We start from the raw sequence: 19114 nt of genomic DNA, 5'->3' as shown, positions 1-19114 counted from the left end.
GGGGTCTTTTTTTGACCGCCAGACCAGTCCGAGCCTGAACGGTTCCCCGCTGGTGGTCTCCTGCACGGGGTGCAGGCCACTTTTTAGGACATGGCTGATTCCGGGCGGGTGACCGTCCTCCCTAGGATCGGTGCATGTTCCGATTCCCTCGCCCTTCCCTGCCCTTGGTCGCACCGCCGACCACCGCTTCGATGCTGCTGCGCTGGCTCACGGTGTGCGTGTTCCTGTGCCTGGCTGCCGCCACCGGCTTCTACCTGCTGACCGCGTTGACCGAAGATATCTCCAGCCACCGCCGCGACATGAATGCCGCCGCGTACAAGGCACAGATCTACTTCGACCAGCGCGAGGCCCTGCTGCGCTACCTGGGCGATTCGGTGGTGGTGGGTGATCCGTCGGCGCCGTCCAGCGAGGGCGTGCGCCAGCTGCCATTGGACGGGCCGGGCGGCAAGCCCGGCCAGCGCCTGCTGCTGTCACCGCGCGCAGAGCACACGCTGCAGACCCTGCAGACCCATCTGCTGCTGGTTGATGCGCAGGGAACGCATTGGCTGGCGGGCGGCCAGGCCGACGTGGACATCGCCGGCCTGCCCACGTTGCAGGTGCTGCAGCAGCGCAGCGGCACGCTTGCCGGTACCGATCCGGTGTACTGGCTGCGCGCGGGCGATGCCGGCGTCGCCCTGGCACAACCGGTACAGGCCGGAGCGCAGCCGAGCCAGTGGCTGATGCTGCTGCTGGACAGTGCGGCCGCTTCGGACATGATCGATGGCCAGGGTATCGGCGGTTACGCCCTGCTGGACCACGATGGGCAGCCTGCCCTGTCGAGCCTGGCTCCACGCCTGGACAGCGCAGGCTGGAAAGCACTGCAGCAGCGCCAGGACGATAGTTTCGGCGTGCTCTGGAGCACGGGCCTGCCACGTGGCGTGGCCCTGGTGAAAGGGGTGGGCAATGACGGCTGGCGGCTGGTCTATCACCTGCCTCCGCGCCTGCTGCTCGGCGACATGGCGACTTCGCTGCTGATCAGCAGTGCATTGCTGCTGCTGGCTGGCATTGCCCTGCGCCTGCTGCGGCACCGTGTCGACCGCCAGTTGATCCAACCGGCCCTGCTGCAGCACCGGCGCTTGCTGGAAAGCCTGGATTTCAGTTCGACGGTGATCGACCTGGCGCCGGTGGGTATCTGTGTGCTGCGTCGCAGCGACCGCCAGCTGCTGCTGTCCAACCAGCTGCTGCGCGACTGGCTGGGCGAGGACGGCACCGACAGCGATTGGCAGGCACCGTGGCGCGGGCATGCCGGCGAACGCGGCCGCGGGCTGGAGTTCACCGCGCGCGACGGCCGCCAGCTGCAGGTACTGCATGCGGCCTGCCGCTACCAGGATGACGATGTACTGCTGTGCGTGTTCCACGACATCTCACGCCATCGGCAGGCGCAGGCGGCACTGTCCTCTGCACGGCAGGCGGCCGACGCCGCCAACCAGGCCAAGAGCGCGTTCCTGGCGACCATGAGCCATGAGATCCGCACGCCGCTGTACGGGGTGCTTGGCACGCTGGAGCTGCTCGGCCGCACGCCCCTCGATGCGCGCCAGTCGCAGTACCTGCGCACCATCGAGAGTTCTTCGTCGGTGCTGCTGCAACTGATCAGCGACGTGCTGGATGTGTCCAAGATCGAGTCGGGCCAGCTGAGCCTGGAGCCGGCATCGTTCTCGCCGCGCGAACTGACCGAGAGCGTGCTGCGCAGCTTCGCCGCTGCGGCGACGCGCAAGGGCCTGCAGGTCCTGGTGTGCACCGATCCCCGGTTGCCGACACGGGTGCTCGGCGATGCCGACCGGATCCGCCAGGTGCTGGGCAACCTGCTCAGCAATGCCATCAAGTTCACCGAGCATGGCCGGGTGGTGCTGCGCGTGCGGCTGGTACAGCGCGAAGGCGAGTCGAGCGTGCTGGCCTGGCAGGTCACCGATACCGGCGTGGGCATCGCCACCGAGGAACAGGCACGCCTGTTCGAGCCCTTCCGTCAGGTCCGTGGCGCAGCCAGTGCGCAGGGCACCGGGCTGGGCCTGTCGATCAGCGACCGTCTGGTACGCCTGATGAGTGGCGAACTGCGCGTGGTCAGCGAACCGGGACTGGGCAGCAGTTTCACCGTGCGCCTGCCCTTGCCGGTGCTGGCCGCGACCGAGGATGGCCCGGCATTGCTCGCCGAACCGCCGGTCTACGTGCGCGGCCGCGATCGCGAGCTGGTCGACAGTGCCTGTGGCTGGCTGCGCCGCTGGGGTGCCAATGCGCAGCCGCTGCAGGGCGATCCTGCCCTGCTCGACCACGCTGGCGCGATCCTGATGGATGGCGAGGCGCAACAGCCGTTGGCCTGGCAGGGACCGCGGGTGCTGGCCTCGATCGATGGTGGCGACCAACCGGCACCCACCGCCGATGGCGCGCTGTTGGTCACCCTGCATGGCATGTCCTCGATCGCCCTGGCGGTCGCACGCCAGCAGCGGCAATGCGCGACGCTGCCGACTGCAGCGCGCGATGTGCAACCGGGCCCGTTAGGGCTGCGGGTGCTGGCCGTGGAAGACAATCCCATCAACCGGGTGATTCTGGCCGAACAGCTGCAGGCGCTGGGCTGCGAGGTGGAGCTTGCGCAGGACGGTGTCGAGGCATTGCAGCTGTGCCAGACCCATGACTTCGACCTGGTGGTCACCGACATCAACATGCCGCGCATGGACGGCCACACCCTGGCGCGCCGGCTGCGGGCAGAAGGCACCCTGCTGCCGGTGATCGGAGCCACCGCCAACGCTACCGCCGAGGAACGCGAGCGCTGCCTGGCCAGCGGCATGCACGGCTATCTGAGCAAACCCATCGACATCGCACGCCTGCGTCAGGCGCTTTCCGCCGTTCGCCAAGGAGATCCCGCATGACCCGCCGTGTCCTGATCCTGGAAGACCAGCCGTTCCAACGTGGTTACCTCGTCAACCTGTTCAGCGCGCGCGCCGGCGTGCAGGTCGACGCCTGCGAAGACGTGGACGCAGCGATCGCCTTGTGTGCCTGCCAGGCGTATGACCTGGTGGTGAGCGATCTGTTGATGCCCGGCCAGGATGGCATCCAGTTCATCCAGGCCCTGGCCGCGCAACCGCGCCCGCCGCGGCTCGCCGTGGTCAGCGCAGCCTCGCGGCGGATGATGAGTTCGGCGCGGTTGATGGCCGAATCACTGGGCCTGGACGTGGTCGGCCTGTTGGCCAAGCCGGTCGCCGCGAGCGATGTCGATGCGCTGCTCGGTGCATTGGCCCAGACCCGGCCAGCGGTGCGGACCAGCCCGGCTGCGCTGACTCCGGAACCGGACGCGGCGCAGCTGCGGCAGGCGCTGGCCGACGGCAGCCTGACCGCCTGGTTCCAGCCGAAGAAGTCGCTGCAGTCCGGGCGCGTGGTCGCCGCCGAAGCACTGGTGCGCTGGCGCCACCCGCAGCTGGGGACGCTGGCGCCTGGAAGCTTCCTGCCGGCGCTGTGCCGTCATGGCCTGGAGGGCGAACTGCTGCGCGCGATGCTCACGGCCAGCATCCAGGCGCAGGCTCGCTGGCGCTCCCAGGGATTCCGCGTGCCGGTGTCGATCAACCTGCCGCCGCACCTGATGGAGCAGTCCGATCTTCCGGATGAACTGCTGGCACTGACCCTGGCCGCGGGCGGCAATCCGGCTGATCTGTGCTTTGAACTGATGGAGAACAGCACCACCCGGCACGTCAGCGACTTCTATGCAGGCGCGTGCCGGTTGCGGATGAAGGGGTTCGGCCTGGCCCAGGACGACTTCGGCCAAGGCCTGAGCTCGGTGCACAACCTGGTCAACACGCCGTTCACCGAGGTCAAGATCGATCGTGCCCTGGTCAGCGGTTGCGCGCGCGATCCCGCCCTGCACCTGACCTTGACCACTGTGATCGCGCTGGCCAACCAGCTCGGCCTGACCATCGTTGCCGAAGGCGTGGAAAGCGATGCCGATCTGGCAGCGCTGCGCCAGCTCGGCTGCAACCAGGTACAGGGCTTCCTGATTTCACAGGCATTGCCCTCGGACGACTTCACCCGTCTGCTGGACGAAGATGTTCCCTATTCTGCCGCCGGCAGCAGCCGGGCCGCGTCGCGCTGACAGGCGCTGCTGAAAGGCTTCACAATCCCATCAAGAGTCATTGACGATCCTCTCTGCACGGCGGTACCAGCCGTGCCCTGGGCCCTTCCGGCCACCATCGCCCGCTTACTGCTCCGAGACCTGTCCATGCCGGCCGAGGCCGCTCCCGTACGCCGACTCGCCCGCCGTTCCCTGCGTGTACATGCCCTGCTGATCGGCGTGGTGGTGCTGGCAACCCTGCAGACCGGCCTGCTGCTGTCCACCGGCAGCCAGCTGTTCAACGAAGAACAGAGCAAGATCCGCTACCACTTCCGTCGCCTGGACGGCACGCTGCAGGAACAGGAACGCTTCCTGCGGCAATGGCGCCTGCATGACGTGGGCAGTGGCGGGCAGCCGGTGGACGATGCCGCTCCACGTGCACAGCCCAGCCCGTTGTTCGCCGGTTTCGCCCGGATCGGTGCCGATGGCGGCGCATCGGCACAGGCAACGGCCGAACTGGGCGATCGCTTCCTGCGCTTCTACGGCGCTTTCTGGGCGGCCTCCCGGTTTCCGCCGCCGCAATGCCTGCTGGTCGATGGACAGGGCCTTCGTGGCCTGCTTGCACCGATCCAGACAACGCGCGGTGATCCCGGCCAGAGCAGCCCGCATCACCTGCAGCCGGCATTGCCCGCCATCCACCAGGTCCTGCGCGAACGGCCAGCGCTGCGCCGCGGCAACGTGGTCTGGACGCCGGTGGCCTGGCGCGATGGACAGACCCGGCTGCTTGCCATCGCGCACGCGCCGCAGGACGCCCGCCTGTGGGGTGAGAGCGAGGACGACTCGCTGGCCGCAGTGGCCTGCCTGCTGGATCCAGGCCGCGTTGATGACTACCGTCAGGTGATGGGTACACCAGTGTTCGAACGGATGTCGCTGTTCGATGGCAACGGCCGCCTGCTGCTCGGTGACCCCAGCGATGCCAGCCGAGCCGGCACGTCCTGGCGTGCGGGTCTGGACGGCCTGCTGTTCCGCATGCGCAGCGAACAGGGATGGCTGGCGGTGTATCACGTTGGCTGGCAACAGGTGTTCCAGCACCCGCGCGGGCCCCTGCTGGGCAGCATGGTGGTGGCATTGCTGCTGGCCACCGGTGGCGTGCTGATCCTGCGTGCCTACCGGCGTTCGGTGATCGAGCCACTGCGCCGCAACCATGCACGACTGCTGGAAAGCGAAGCCTTCAGCCGTACCATCCTCGACAATGCACCTATCGGATTGTGCCTGCTGCGCCGGACCGATGGCCGCGTGCTGCTGGACAACGCGCTCGCGCGTCAGTGGCTGGGGGAAGACCACGACGAGGGGGGCTGGCACGGGCCTTGGCGACGCAGCGTGCTCGCCGCCGGCGGCACTACCGCGGGTGACGGTCTGGCCTACACCACGCCGGACAACCGCCATCTGCTGATCACCGCGACGTCCGCGCGCTATCGCGGCGAGCTCGCCGTGCTGTGCCTGTTCATCGACCTCAGCAGCCAGCATGAGGCCGAGCAGGTGCTGCAGCAGGCACGGCGTGCGGCCGACCAGGCCAACCGGGCCAAGAGCCAGTTCCTGGCCACCATGAGCCATGAGATCCGCACCCCGCTGTACGGCGTGCTCGGCACGCTGGAGCTGCTTGGCCTGACCCCGCTGGATGCTCGCCAGCAGGACTATCTGGACACGATCCAGCGCTCGTCATCGACATTGATGCAGCTGATCAGCGACATCCTGGATGTCAGCAAGGCCGAGGCCGATCAGCTGAGCCTGGAGCCCGGCGCATTCGATCCAGTGCGCTTGACCGAGGACGCGCTGGACTCCTACGCCGCTGCCGCCGCACACAAGGGCCTGCAGTTCTATGCCTGCATCGATCCGGACGTGCCGACCGCGGTCAACGGTGATGCCGCGCGCATCCGCCAGATCCTCAACAACCTGATCAGCAATGCGCTGAAATTCACCGACAGCGGCCGGGTCGTGGTGCGCCTGGGCGCACAGCACGACGATGGTCGATGCTGGCTGCGCTGGCAGGTGGCCGATACCGGCATCGGCATCGCCAGCGAGCACCAGGCACATCTGTTCGAGCCTTTCTTCCAGGCCAACCCGGGCACCGATGCCATGCGGGGTACCGGATTGGGCCTGGCCATCTGTGCACATCTCACCGCGATGATGGAAGGCCATCTGCGGGTGGTCAGCGAAAGCGGCCTGGGCAGCAGTTTCTCGGTCGAACTGCCACTGCCCGAGGCAACACCCGATCCGCTGCAGGCGGCGTCACCGCGATTGCCGGCAGGATTGCCAGTGCAGGTTCGCGGCAGCGTTCGCGAGTTTGCACAATCGATATGCGAGCGGTTGCAGCAGCGTGGTGCACAGGCCAGCGTGCATCGCGAAGATGCGCCGGCGCTTGCCGATCCTGGCACAGTGATGCTCGACCTTGTCCTGGACGAGGGCACGCCCACGTGGAGTGGACCGCAGGTGGTCGCCTGCCGCGAGGGCGGAATGCAGCCACAACAGGTGCGGGGACATTGGCAGGTCGGCGTGCATCGTGTGGACGCGATCGTGCTCGCGCTGGCGGCCGCGGCCGGGCAAGCACTGCCCGCCGAGGTCAACGGGCGCCTGCCGACGCCACGCAGGTTCGGGCTGCAGGTGCTTGTTGCCGAAGACAACCCGATCAACCAGGCGATCCTGCGTGACCAGCTGGAGCAGCTCGGTTGCCATGCCGTGGTCGCCAGTGATGGCAATGAAGCCCTGCACTATTGGCCGCAGCGTCCCTTCGCCCTGGTGTTGACCGACCTCAACATGCCGGGGCTGGATGGTTACGATCTGGCCCGCGCATTGCGCGCGCGTGGGGTTGACGTACCGATCCATGGCGCAACCGCCAACGCCGACCCGGCCGAGCGGCAACGCTGCCATGAGGCGGGGATGCAGGGGGTGCTGGTCAAGCCGATCACCCTGGCGGCACTGCAGCGCCTGCTGACCCAGGTTGCAGCCCGGCCGCACAGCGAACCCATCGACGCGGCCGCCGATGCTCCCCTGCAGGTTCCGGAAAAAATGCAGGCGTTGTTCGTGCAGACCATGCAGGCCGACCTGGACAGCCTGCGGCGGGCGATCGACGATGCCGCATCAGAACGCGTGGCACAGGTGCTGCACCGCATCCGCGGCGCACTGGTGATCGTTGGCGCACCGGTACTGGTGGCACACGGCCAGCAGATCGAACAACAGATCGGCGACGGCGACGCGTTGCCTGCTGTCGCTACGGCGCTCGACCACTTCCAACGGCGCCTGCAGCGGCTGCTGGAACCCTTGGCGCACGCCGCCGCTCCCTCATCTTCCAGCAACCCGACACCGCCATGACCACCCGCATCCTCATCGCTGACGACCATCCGATCGTGCTTGCCGGCATCCGCGATGTCCTGGCCGGCGAACTGGACCTGGACGTGGTCGGCGAGGCCGCCGATCCGGTGACCCTGATCGAGCTGATGACGAGCACCCTGCCCCATGCGGTGATCACCGACTACAGCATGCCCGGTGGTGACAGCTTCGGCGATGGCATCAAGCTGATCTCGTTCCTGCGTCGCAGCTTCCCCGATGTGCGTCTGCTGGTGTTGACGATGGTCTCCAATCCCTCGTTGGTGGCAGCCATGTATGCCGCCGGTGCCAGCGGCGTAGTACTCAAAAGCCATGGTCTGGGCAGCCTGGTGCAGGCGCTGCGCACGGTGCTGGCCGACCGTGTCTACCGCCCGCCCGGCCTGCTGCCGGTGGCCTCCGCAGAACCCGCCGATGCCGAGGCGGTGCTTGCGCGCCTCTCGCCACGCGAACTGGAAGTCATCCGCCTGTTCACCGGCGGCATGAGCGTGGGTGACATCGCCCGACAGCTGCAGCGCAGTGCGAAGACGGTCAGCACGCAGAAAATCAACGCGATGCGCAAACTGGGTGTGGACAGCGACCAGGCATTGATCGAGTACTGCCTGCAGGCGTCGATGTTCGGCTGATGCATCCACATCACTGAACCATCCCCTGCCCATGCGCAGGGGGACTAAGTGCTTTAGGAAACGCCTGATTCCATCGGACAGGGCTGATTTCTACTCTGGATGCATCCCGCCACGGTGACGATTTCCCATCGTCATCGCGTTGCCGGCGGGAAGGAAACCGGATGGCGCCTGCAACGGCCATCGCACGCGGTTTCCACAGCGACGCGGCCCTGCCGCGCCAGATCGCGCAGCCGCGCTGCGCCCTGCCACAGGAATCCAACAGCATGAACGCCTCTCCCCCACGGCGCCGCCGTGCGTCCGTCTGCGCGCGCGCTTCGCGCCTTCCCTTGATTCCCAGCCTGCTGGCCAGCGCACTGTGGGCCGCCCTGCCCGTGCACGCGGCCGAACTGCAGGGGCCGTTGAAGGTTACCGATGGCGGCAGCCTGCAGCTGGGCGCCGACGATACCCTGCTGCACAGTGCCGATGGCTACGCGCTGGAGGCCAATGGTGTCGGCAGCAGCATTACGGTCAACGGCAGCTGGATCTCGAGCACCGGAGGAGGCAGCGGGATCCTGGCCAGCGCCGGTGGCAGCGTCCTGCTCGAGGGCGGCATCCTGCAGGTCGGCAGCGGCAGCACCACCGTCGGCTATGCGCTGAACGCCAGCGGTGCGGGTAGCGTGATCCGGGCCAACAACCTGGTCATCGAGGCCTACCGCAACGGCTCCGGCTACGGCACGGTCAATGCTACCGGTGGTGGCAAGGTCTGGTTGAATGGTGGCAGTGTGACCAGCGGCGGCCACGCTCTTTATTCCAGCGGCGTCGGCAGCGAGTTGCATGTAACGGGAGCAACCATCCACAACGGCCCCAGCAGCAGCGCGTACGCTGAGCGCGGCGCGCTGCTGTCGCTGGAATCGCTGAAGATGACCTTCGCCGAAGCCAGCAGCGGCTACAGCGGTCGCGTCTCCTCCAACGGCAACGGCAGCGTGCTGTCGCTGCGCGACGTGGACGTGGTCAACGGCTACTTCGACATCAACAACGGTGGCACGCTGCAGATCGTTGGGGGCAGCGCCAGCACCAACGGCGGCAGCATCCATCTGCTCGGCAACAGGACGAACCAGGTGTACTCGACGGCCGATGTCACCGGTGGCCGCTTCGAGACCGTCGGCGGCTACGGGGTCAACGTCAACAGCTGGGCCAAGCTGACCGCCAACGGCGCCCACTTCACCGTACGCGATGGCAACTCCGGCATCTGGCTGTCCGGCGCGGACTCGCTGGCCGACCTCACCGATACCACGCTCAGCACCTATGGCGACAACGGCTACGGCCATGGCGTGGACGTCTGGGGTGGTACCGCCACGATCACCGGCGGCAGCATCGATACCCACGGCGATGGGGTGTACGGCCTGCGTGCCTCGGGCAGCAATCCGCCGACGCCCTACTCGCGCATCCGCGCCAAGAACCTCGACATCACCACCCATGGCAACGGCGGCGGCGGCGTCTTCCTTGGCGGCAGCACGGCCGATGCCCAACTGGACGGAGGCTCGATCACCACGCTGGGTGCATCCTCGTTCGGCATCGTGCAGATGAACACCGCCAAGCTCACCGCCGACAACCTGAGCATCCATGCACAGGGCACGAATTCGGGTGCCTATCGTTCCTACATCACGGTGTTCGGGCCGTACTGGGACCGTCTGGTGTTCAACAACAGCACCCTGCAGACCCAGGACGGTCCCGCGCTGTGGCTGCAGGGCAGCAATCACGAACTGACGCTCAACAACACCGATGTCGTCGCGCGCCAGCAGGGCAACGTCGACGGTGGCCGCCTGCTGCGGGTGAGCGACACGGTGTTCACCGATGGAAGCTCGGTCGCCACCGCAGACATTCTTTTCACGGCCGACAACAGCCGCCTGACCGGCGATGTCGTGGTCGACAGCGCCACCGCCAACGTGCAGATGACGCTGCGCAACGGCACCGTGTTCAACGGCGCGCTACGCAACGACTCGGGCTACCAGGTCGCGCAGCTGGCGATGGACGGCAGCAGCCAGTGGAACGTGCGTGGCAATTCAAGCGTCGGCTCGCTGGACCATGCCGGCACCATCGCCTTCATCGCCCCCACCACCAACGACTTCAAGACCCTGACCGTCACCGGCGACTATGTCGGCAACGACGGCCATTGGCTGTTCAACCGCGCGCTGGGCGACGATGCCTCGCTGGGTGACCAGCTGGTGATCCAGGGCAACAGCAGTGGCACGGCCTCCGTCAGCGTGCGCAACGCGGGGGGGGCCGGCGCCTTGACCAGCGAAGGCATCCGCCTGATCAGCGTGGGCGGCCAGTCCGATGCGCAGTTCTCGCTGCAGGGACGCGCGGTGGCCGGCGCTTACGACTACTTCCTGTACAAGGGCGGCGTCTCCACGCCGGGCGACGGTAACTGGTACCTGCGCTCGGAATACGTACCGCCGGTCGACCCGCCGGAACCGCCCGATCCGCCGGAGCCGCCGATTGATCCGCCGACTCCGCCGATTGATCCGCCTGCTCCGCCGATCGATCCACCGGTGGTCCCGCCGGTCGACCCGCCACTGCCGCCGGTCCCGCCGCGTGTGGAGCGTCCGGAGCCGGCGGTGTACATGGCCAACCAGAGCAGTGCGCTGGGCATGTTCCGGCACAGCCTGTACGACCGCAGTGGTGATCCTGCCGATGCAACCGACGGCGGCAGCGACGCCATTGCATGGGCACAGGTGCGCAGCAGCCAGCCCGGCAGCCGCGGCCGCCAGGTGGATGTGGACAGCCAGCTCAACAGCGTGCTGCTGGGTGTCGGTCGCCGCTTCGAAGCCAATCCCGGTGGCCAGCTGCAGGCAGGTGTGATGGCCGGCCAGGGGCGGGCACGCAACGACAGTCGTTCGCAGGTGACCGGTTACACCGCGCGCGGTGTGGTCACCGGCACCAGCCTGGGCTTGTATGCCACCTGGCTGCAGGACGCGCGGATGGACAGTGGTGCGTATGTGGACGGCTGGTTGCAGTACGGGCGGTTCCGCAACAGCGTGCAGGGCGAAGGGCTGCAGAAGGAGCACTATCGCTCGCACAGCTGGACCGGTTCGGCCGAGGCAGGCTATGTGCTGCCCGTGCAGCGCACTGCCCAGCGCGGGCTCTACCTGGAGCCGCAGCTGCAGGTGATCCACAGCCGCTACGATGCCGACCGCGTGGTCGAAACCAATGGCACGGTGGTCGAAGGGCGCGACAAGGACAGCACCACCACGCGTGTGGGCCTGCGCCTGTACACGCGTTCGCTCACGCAGCGCCAAGGGCAGGTACAGCCGTTCGTCGCGGTGAACTGGTGGTCCGGTGGCAACGACGCAGCCATCGCCGTAGACGGCGAACGCCTGCGCCGGCAGTTGCCGCGTGACATCTACGAAGCCAAGGCCGGCGTGCAGGTGAATCTGTCGGGCGGCTGGCGCGGCTGGGGCGAGATCAGCCGGCAGACCGGCGGCATGGGCTTCCGCGATACCAGCGGTCAGCTGGGCGTCTCTTACCGCTGGTAAGACGTACTGCTGGCGAGCCCATCAAGGGGTCCGGCGATGCTTCGTCGGACCCCTTGTTGTTTTCCACACCGCGCGTGGAAATCGATGGGGGTTGGATGTGGACAAGTGGTCGTAAGCCACGCACGACAAGCGTTTTCGACGCTGGCTGTTTTTTGTCCAGGCTGTCCAGGATGCAGGCAGATACGTGTTTTCCACACAGCAGGTGGAAAGCGATGCGGACTTGATGTGGACAACCCGCCTTGAACGTTATGCCTCAAGCATTTCAAGGAGTGGCTGTTTTTTGTCCAGGCGCCTCATCGGTTTTCCACACGCGACGTGGAAAGCCGTGGGGGTTTGGTGTGGACAAGTCACCGCGAGCCATGCAGGCCAAGCGTTTCAACGCGTGGTGATTTTCTGTCCACTGCCACCTCCAACACCGGGCTGGTGCTTCCGCAGCGGAAACGCGGAATGGCACTGTCGTCGTGTACCCGTCATGACAGGCGCCGATACAACAAGACCCCGCATTGCGGGGTCCTGTGGGCAATCACTGCGCTGCGTCGTCGATCAGACGTTGAAGCGGAAATGCAGGATGTCACCTTCCTGCACGCGGTATTCCTTGCCTTCCAGGCGCAGGCGACCCGCTTCCTTGGCGCCGGCTTCGCCCTTGTACTTGATGAAATCGTCATACGCGATGGTTTCGGCGCGGATGAAGCCTTTCTCGAAGTCGGTGTGGATGACTGCGGCAGCCTGCGGCGCGGTGGCGCCCTTGCGCACGGTCCACGCGCGGACTTCCTTCACGCCTGCGGTGAAGTAGGTCTGCAGGCCGAGCAGGCTGTAGGCCGCGTTGATCACGCGATTCAGGCCCGGCTCGGTCAGGCCGAGGTCGGCCAGGAAGGTATCGCGGTCTTCGTCGTCCAGCTGCGACAGCTCTTCTTCGATCGCTGCCGACACCGGCACCACCTGTGCACCTTCTTCGGCGGCACGGGCGCGCACCGCATCCAGGTGCGGGTTGTTCTCGAAACCGTCTTCCAGCACGTTGGCGATGTACATCACCGGCTTCAGGGTCAGCAGGAACAGATCGCGCACCAGCGCCTTCTCTTCCTCGTCCAGACCTGCCGAACGACCGGCCTTGCCGTCGGCCAGCGCGGCCTGCAGCTTGGCCAGCACCGGCTTGCGTGCCGCTGCGTCCTTGTCGCCGCCCTTCGCCGCACGCTCGGCGCGGTTCAGTGCCTTCTCGACGCTGTCCAGGTCGGCCAAAGCCAGTTCGGTATCGATGGTGTCGATGTCCGAGATCGGGTCGACCTTGTTGTTGACGTGGATGACGTCAGCGTTCTCGAAGCAGCGCACCACGTGGGTGATCGCGTCCACTTCGCGGATGTGGGCCAGGAACTTGTTGCCCAGGCCTTCGCCGCTGGCGGCACCGGCCACCAGGCCAGCGATGTCGACGAACTCGACCGCGGTCGGGATGACCTTCTGCGGGTTGATGATCGCTGCCAGTTCATTCAGGCGCGGATCCGGCACCGGCACGATGCCGACGTTCGGTTCGATGGTGCAGAACGGGAAGTTCGCCGCGGCGATGCCCGCCTTGGTCAGCGCGTTGAACAGGGTCGACTTGCCGACGTTGGGCAGGCCGACGATGCCGCATTTGATACCCATGGGTGACAGCTCTCTGGGGTGAAAGTGATTGGTGAAACAGCGCGCGCGCCGCTTGGCCAATCCATCTCGGTATTGCCGATCAACATCTGTGCCAACCAAGGTTGGCACCTACCCAAAGCGGGTTATTTCGGGGTGTGCAGCCGCTTCATCGCTTCGCTGAAATCGCCCTGCACTGCCAACGGCAGCACGTCGATCGCATCGTCGATGGCGCGCGAGATCAGTACTTCATCGTCCTTGGAGGGGCGTCCCAGCACCCAGCCCACCACGCGGTCCTTGTGGCCGGGATGGCCGATGCCCACGCGCAGGCGATGGAACTTGCCGTGGCCGAGCAGCCGGATGGTGTCACGCAGGCCGTTCTGTCCACCGTGGCCACCGTCGAATTTCAACCGCGCCACGCCGGGCGCCAGATCCAGTTCGTCGTGGGCCAGCAGGGTTTCCTCCGGCTCGATCTTCCAGAACCGCTGCGCGGCGGTGACCGACTTGCCGCTGAGGTTCATGAAGGTGGCGGGCTTGAGCAGCCACACCGTCTGCCCAGCGATATCGACCTTGGCGGTCTCGCCAAACAACTTGCTGTCCACGTTCCAGCGTGCACCGGCCTTTTCGGCCAGGGCCTCAACGAAATGAAACCCGGCATTGTGCCGGGTCCGGGCGTGCTCCGATCCGGGGTTGCCCAGACCGACGATCAGTCGCAATCCTGCCATCGTTCCATCCAGATACGGCGCCTGCCCCGAAGGACAGGCGCCGCGGGGTATTACTCGGCCGCTGCTTCTTCAGCGTCGGCAGCATCCTGCTTGCCGTGCTTGGCAGTGACGATCGCGTCGTCGTGGTCCTTGCCCAGCGCCAGCGCCGGGATTTCCACGCCCTTCGGCAGCTTGATGTCCGACAGGTACACAACGTCGCCAGCCTTCAGCTCGCCCAGGTCGACTTCGATCGACTCCGGCAGGTCCTTCGGCAGGCAGGTGATGGCCACTTCCTTCAGTTCGTGGGCAACCACGACGTCGGCAGCCTTGCCAGCCGGCGAGGTGTCTTCGTTGATGAAGTGCAGCGGAACCGAAGCGGTCAGCTTCTCGTTCTCGTTCACGCGCAGGAAGTCCAGGTGCATGATCAGCTGCTTGAACGGATGGCGCTGCATGTCACGCAGCAGCACCTTCTGCACCTGGCCGTCCAGGTTCAGGTCCAGGATCGAGGCATAGAACCACTCGTTCTGCTGGGCCAGCCAGATTTCGTTGTGGTCCAGGCTGATGGCGACCGGTTCGGCGTTGCCGCCGTACACGATCGCCGGGATCACACCAGCGGTACGCAGGCGGCGGCTCGCACCCTTACGCTGCAGTTCACGCTTGGTGACCTTGATTTCATGGGTCTTCGACATTTTCGACTACTCGGTTGTTGCCTTGCCTTGCGGCTTGGCGGTTGAAGGCACTTCCGCGACCAGAAGTGCCCAGTGTGTCCCTGCCGTTGCCGGCGGGGACGAAAAAATCAATCGACGTACAGCGAGCTGACCGACTCGCCGAAGGCGATGCGGCGCATCGTTTCGGCCAGCATTTCCGCCACGCTCAGCTGGCGGATCTTGCTGCACACCCGCGCGGCGTCCTTCAGCGGGATGGTGTCGGTCACCACCAGCTCATCGAGCTGGGAATTGGTGATGTTGTCCACCGCCGGGCCCGACAGCACCGCATGGGTGCAGTAGGCGGCGACCTTGAGCGCACCGCGCGCCTTCAGGGCAGCGGCAGCGGCGCACAGGGTGCCGGCGGTGTCGACGATGTCATCGACCATCACGCAGGTCTTGCCTTCGACGTCACCGATGATGTTCATCACGGTGGAGACGTTGGCGCGCGGACGGCGCTTGTCGATGATCGCCAGGTCGGCGTCATCCAGGCGCTTGGCCACCGCACGGGCGCGGACCACGCCGCCCACGTCCGGCGACACCACGATCAGGTTCTCGGTGCCGTAGGCGCGCCAGATGTCGGCCAGCAGCAGCGGAGAGGCATACACGTTGTCGACCGGAATATCGAAGAAACCCTGGATCTGGTCGGCGTGCAGGTCGACGGTCAGCACACGATCAGCGCCGGCGGTGCTGAACATCTTCGCCGCCAGCTTGGCGGTGATCGGCACGCGCGAGGAACGCATGCGGCGATCCTGGCGCGAGTAGCCGAAGTACGGCACCACGGCGGTCACGCTGGCCACCGATGCGCGCTTGAGCGCGTCGATCAGCACCAGCAGTTCCATCAGGTTTTCCGCGCTCGGCGCCGAGGTCGGCTGGATCACGAACACGTCCTGCTTGCGGACGTTCTCTTCGATTTCCACCTGCACTTCACCATCGGAGAAGTGCGAGACCAGCGCCTTGCCCGGGCGGACTCCCAGTTCCTTGCAGATGTTCTGCGCCAGACGTTTGTTGGCGTTGCCGGAAAAGACCAGCAGGTTCGGGGACTCTTGCATCATGATTGTCTCGGGCGGGGACGAGTGGCGGGGATCCGGTGGCGGCAAGGACCACTGCGGCCCCTGCTGCTGACAACACCGCGGCTGTTCCCACGTCCCGCGCAGATGATGCGCTGGAAGGCGCGGAGGCAGCCGCATTGGCAGGGGCGGGAGGATTCGAACCTCCGAATGCCAGGATCAAAACCTGGTGCCTTGGGCCTCTTGGCGACGCCCCTGCATTGATGAATCAGTGTTGCTCGAGTGCATCCAGCAGTGGCGAACGTGCAACGCCCGCAGCCACCCTTGCCCGCAACTCCTTCGACAACTTCGCTCGTCCCTGCTCGGCGGCAGCCTGCGAATCGAACTCGACGAAACAACCACTTCCCGAACCGGTCAGACGTGCCGTGCCGATGTCGCTCAACGCAGCAAGCACCACCTCGACGGCAGGCTCACGGCGGCGCAGCACCGGTTCGAACACGTTCCCGACCAGCAAGCCGGAAGCGAAGTCCTCTATTTTCGCCTGTGGACTGTCGCGCGTCAAATCCGGATCAGCGAACAGCAGGGGCGTCGGCACATGAACGCCCGGTTCGACCACCACATACCAGGCCTGCGGCAGGGTGATCGGCTGCAGCCGCTCGCCCACCCCTTCGGCCCAGGCGTTGTGGCCACGCACGAACACCGGCACGTCCGCGCCGAGACGCAACCCCAGCGCAGCCAGCGCTTCTTCGTCCAGCCCGCCGCCCCAGAGCCGGTTCAATACCACCAGCACGGTGGCCGCGTCGGACGAACCGCCACCAAACCCACCGCCCGCAGGAATGTGTTTTTCGACGATGATGTCGACACCCTGCTCGACATTCGCCGCCTCTTTGAGCATCCACGCCGCGCGAACGGCCAGATCGTCCGCCTCGGCGACGCCGGCCAGGCCATCGCCCTGCCGTCGCACCTGACCGTCTTCACGCAGGCGCAGGCCGATCCGGTCGCCCCAGTCGAGCAGGCGGAACACGGTCTGCAGCTCGTGGTAGCCGTCGGTCCGGCGGCCGGTGATGTGCAGGAACAGGTTCAGCTTGGCCGGGGCCGGCCACCAGGACCAGCCCGCGTCATCCACCCGCGCGTTCATGGCGCGCCCTGGCCCCATTGGTCGACCAGCAGGCGCACCTTGGCGTCGCCATTGACCGCTTCGACCCTGCGCGGCAGGGCCGGACGCCCGGCCTCGGCCGGATACCAGTCCAGATACTGGATCACCCAGCCCATCTGCTGCATCCGCCGCGGACGGCCATCAGCATCACGATCGATCTTTCCCGGCCCCGCGCTGTCGCCAGCGACCAGTCCACGTACCCAGTCCGGCAGCTGATTGACCGGAATATCCCAGCCGGTGGCCTCCAGCAGCAGCGCCTGCGCGTCTTCACCGTCTCGCGGACCACCGGCCAGCCCTTCCAGGCGCCCGGCTTCATGATGGGTATCACCGCTCAACTTCCAGCTCTGGCGGGTCACCGGCGCACTCAGTTCAACGACATAGCGCTGGCCTTCCTGTTTCCAGTCGATGCGGCCGCTGCCACCGTCCTTGCCCTTGCTGACCGCCACCCGGCCCTGGAAATTCCAGTCCGCTGCCGATCGCAGCGCATCCACGCGCGCGGCCTCGGCGGCAGCCGCTTCGGCGGAAACGGTGGTGACCACGGCAGGCGCCGGCGTCTTCTGCCGGCCAACGGTGGTGCAGGCACTCAGGGCCAGGGTCACGGCCATCAGCAGCAGTGGCCGGATCGTGGAAACACTCATGGGTTGAATTTCTCGCGGGCGCGCAGCAGCGCGCGGTTTTCAGGGTCGAGCCGGGCCGCTTCCTCGAAGAAGTGACGGGCTTCATCGTGCTTGCCCAGCACCCACAGCACCTCGCCCACGTGGGCGGCGATTTCCGGGTCCTTGGCCAGCGTCCAGGCGCGGCGCAGCTGCACCAGCGCGTCGGCGTTGCGCCCCAGCCGATACAGCACCCAACCATAGCTGTCGACGATGGCCGCGTTGTCCGGCTCGGCCACGCGGGCGCGGTCGATCAGCTCAAGCGCTTCCTGGTAACGACCGGTCCGGTCGGCCAGGGTGTAGCCCAAGGCGTTCAGTGCCGGCACGTTCTCCGGCTCGGTCACCAGGATCTTGCGCAGGTCGGCCTCGGCGCGGGCGATGTCGTCGCGGCGCTCCCAGGCCAACGCACGGGCATACAACAGGCCGTTCTCGTCCGGATACGCAGCCAGGCCACGGGCCAGTGCATCGATCTCGCCGGGAAGGTCGTCGGCGCGCTGGCGCAGCTCGGCTTCCAGCAGATACGCATCGCGCCGCACATCATCATCCACCCCGGCATCGGACTGGATCGCATGCACTTCATCCAGCGCCAGCGACTGCCGGCCCGCCAGACCCTGTGCATTGGCCGCGCGCAGGCGCGCTTCATTCAGCTCATCGCCGCCAGGCACGCTGTGATACCAGTTGACCGCCTCCGGGTAGCGCTTGAGGTACTCGGCGATCTTGCCCAGCAGCAAGCGCTGCGCCGGATCCGGCTTGGCCGCCTGCCGCGACAGTTCGTTGTACAGATTGGACAGCGCGGCCTTGTCGCCCTGCTTGGCCAGCAGCGAAGCGCGCATACCCCACGTCTGCACATTCTGCGGACCGACTGCCAGCACGCGCTCGGCCGCTGCCGGCTGGCCGAGGCTGTCATAGGCGATGGCCACGGCATTGCGCAGTTCCGGATCCTGACGGGTCTTCGGTTCCACCCCACGCAGCAGCGACAGCGCCTGGTCGGTCTGCCCGGCCTGCTGCAGCTGGCTGGCGCGCAGCAAGGCAACCCGCGGTTCTTCGGGGAAGCGCTTGACCACCTCATCGATCATGCGCCGTGCCAGCTCGGGCTTTTCCATGCGCAACGCCAGGCGTCCAAACTCCTGCCAGGCCTCGATCTTCTGGGGAATGGCGTTGGCATCGACCAGTTCGCCCAGCACCTGGGCCGGCACGGCCGGATCGCGGCCACCGCCGATCAGGGCGCCCAGGGCGAACTTCCAGCCCTCATCGCCCGGGTCCTGCAACAAGGCCTGAAGCTCGCTGCGCGCAGCCTTCACATCGCCCTGGCGCATGGCCAGCGCACCGGCGGCGCTGCGCATCGCCAATGAGCGCGGCGCACGCTGCTGCCACAGGGCCAGGCCCTTGGCCGCCGCATCATCCTCGTTGGCAAGCATGGCGATGCGGGTCGCCCGCTCGGCCAGGCCGGCGTCGCCGTCGGTCTGCTGGGCGGCCTGCAGATACCAGCGCGCGGCCTCGGCCAGCTTGCCTGCCTGCAGGGCGAACTCCCCAGCCAGGACCGGCTCCAGCGCCAGTTCCTCAGTCACCGCGGGCCGCGCAGGTGCCTTGGCGGGCACCGCCGCCAGGGCCTGGGCACAGGCCAGAGTCAGCAGCAGAACACTGGGGATGCGAATCAATGCGGGCATCGTCGGCATCGGGGC

General features: G+C 66.7%; 12 protein-coding genes and 1 tRNA gene. 5 read left to right on the top strand and 8 right to left on the bottom strand.

The features are described from left to right. The first annotated feature begins 134 nt into the window (after positions 1 to 134). The 5 genes from ACEF39_RS03785 to ACEF39_RS03765 all read left to right on the top strand — a co-directional run bounded on the left by ACEF39_RS03785 (position 135) and on the right by ACEF39_RS03765 (position 11594). The gene (locus ACEF39_RS03785) at positions 135 to 2900 is read left to right on the top strand and encodes a response regulator (RefSeq protein ID WP_500287034.1); all 2766 of its coding nucleotides are present in this window, start codon (positions 135 to 137) and stop codon (positions 2898 to 2900) included. Then, a complete protein-coding gene (locus ACEF39_RS03780) occupies positions 2897 to 4114 on the top strand; it encodes an EAL domain-containing response regulator (protein WP_500287033.1) in 1218 nt (405 codons plus the stop codon). Before ACEF39_RS03785 ends, ACEF39_RS03780 begins: the two co-directional genes overlap by 4 nt. A gap of 126 nt (positions 4115 to 4240) precedes the next feature. Further along, entirely contained in the window at positions 4241 to 7441 is a 3201-nt protein-coding gene (locus ACEF39_RS03775; RefSeq protein ID WP_500287032.1) for a hybrid sensor histidine kinase/response regulator, read from the top strand. Further along, the gene (locus tag ACEF39_RS03770) at positions 7438 to 8079 is read left to right on the top strand and encodes a response regulator (RefSeq protein ID WP_500287031.1); all 642 of its coding nucleotides are present in this window, start codon (positions 7438 to 7440) and stop codon (positions 8077 to 8079) included. Before ACEF39_RS03775 ends, ACEF39_RS03770 begins: the two co-directional genes overlap by 4 nt. A gap of 161 nt (positions 8080 to 8240) precedes the next feature. After that, complete coding sequence (locus ACEF39_RS03765; RefSeq protein WP_500287030.1) at positions 8241 to 11594, top strand: autotransporter outer membrane beta-barrel domain-containing protein; 3354 nt, start codon at positions 8241 to 8243, stop codon at positions 11592 to 11594. Positions 11595 to 12137: 543 nt separating this feature from the next. Here ACEF39_RS03765 and ychF read toward each other — a convergent pair. From ychF to ACEF39_RS03725, 8 genes are all read right to left on the bottom strand, one after another. Beyond that, positions 12138 to 13229 (bottom strand): redox-regulated ATPase YchF, encoded by a 1092-nt coding sequence (ychF, locus tag ACEF39_RS03760; RefSeq protein ID WP_025879150.1) that lies wholly within the window; start codon positions 13227 to 13229, stop codon positions 12138 to 12140. 122 nt (positions 13230 to 13351) lie between these two features. Beyond that, positions 13352 to 13930, bottom strand: coding sequence for an aminoacyl-tRNA hydrolase (pth, locus tag ACEF39_RS03755; RefSeq protein WP_089238967.1), 579 nt, complete (start codon positions 13928 to 13930; stop codon positions 13352 to 13354). Between the two features lie 50 nt (positions 13931 to 13980). After that, on the bottom strand, positions 13981 to 14598 hold the full coding sequence (locus ACEF39_RS03750) for a 50S ribosomal protein L25/general stress protein Ctc (RefSeq protein WP_100551634.1): 618 nt from the start codon (positions 14596 to 14598) through the stop codon (positions 13981 to 13983). A gap of 107 nt (positions 14599 to 14705) precedes the next feature. Next, a complete protein-coding gene (locus tag ACEF39_RS03745; RefSeq protein WP_025879147.1) occupies positions 14706 to 15665 on the bottom strand; it encodes a ribose-phosphate diphosphokinase in 960 nt (319 codons plus the stop codon). Positions 15666 to 15803: 138 nt separating this feature from the next. Further along, positions 15804 to 15880 (bottom strand) — tRNA-Gln (locus ACEF39_RS03740). 11 nt (positions 15881 to 15891) lie between these two features. After that, positions 15892 to 16761 (bottom strand): 4-(cytidine 5'-diphospho)-2-C-methyl-D-erythritol kinase, encoded by an 870-nt coding sequence (gene ispE, locus ACEF39_RS03735; protein ID WP_500287029.1) that lies wholly within the window; start codon positions 16759 to 16761, stop codon positions 15892 to 15894. Then, positions 16758 to 17417 carry a lipoprotein insertase outer membrane protein LolB gene (lolB, locus tag ACEF39_RS03730; RefSeq protein ID WP_500287028.1) on the bottom strand — a complete coding sequence of 220 codons (660 nt, stop codon included), beginning with the start codon at positions 17415 to 17417 and terminating at the stop codon, positions 16758 to 16760. The genes ispE and lolB overlap by 4 nt, the downstream gene beginning before the upstream one ends. Beyond that, positions 17414 to 19099 carry a tetratricopeptide repeat protein gene (locus ACEF39_RS03725; RefSeq protein WP_500287027.1) on the bottom strand — a complete coding sequence of 562 codons (1686 nt, stop codon included), beginning with the start codon at positions 19097 to 19099 and terminating at the stop codon, positions 17414 to 17416. The genes lolB and ACEF39_RS03725 overlap by 4 nt, the downstream gene beginning before the upstream one ends. Positions 19100 to 19114 lie beyond the last annotated feature (15 nt).

Source organism: Stenotrophomonas indicatrix, from assembly GCA_041545745.1.
Taxonomy (GTDB): domain Bacteria; phylum Pseudomonadota; class Gammaproteobacteria; order Xanthomonadales; family Xanthomonadaceae; genus Stenotrophomonas; species Stenotrophomonas indicatrix_A.
This window is presented reverse-complemented; position numbering and strand designations above follow the sequence as displayed.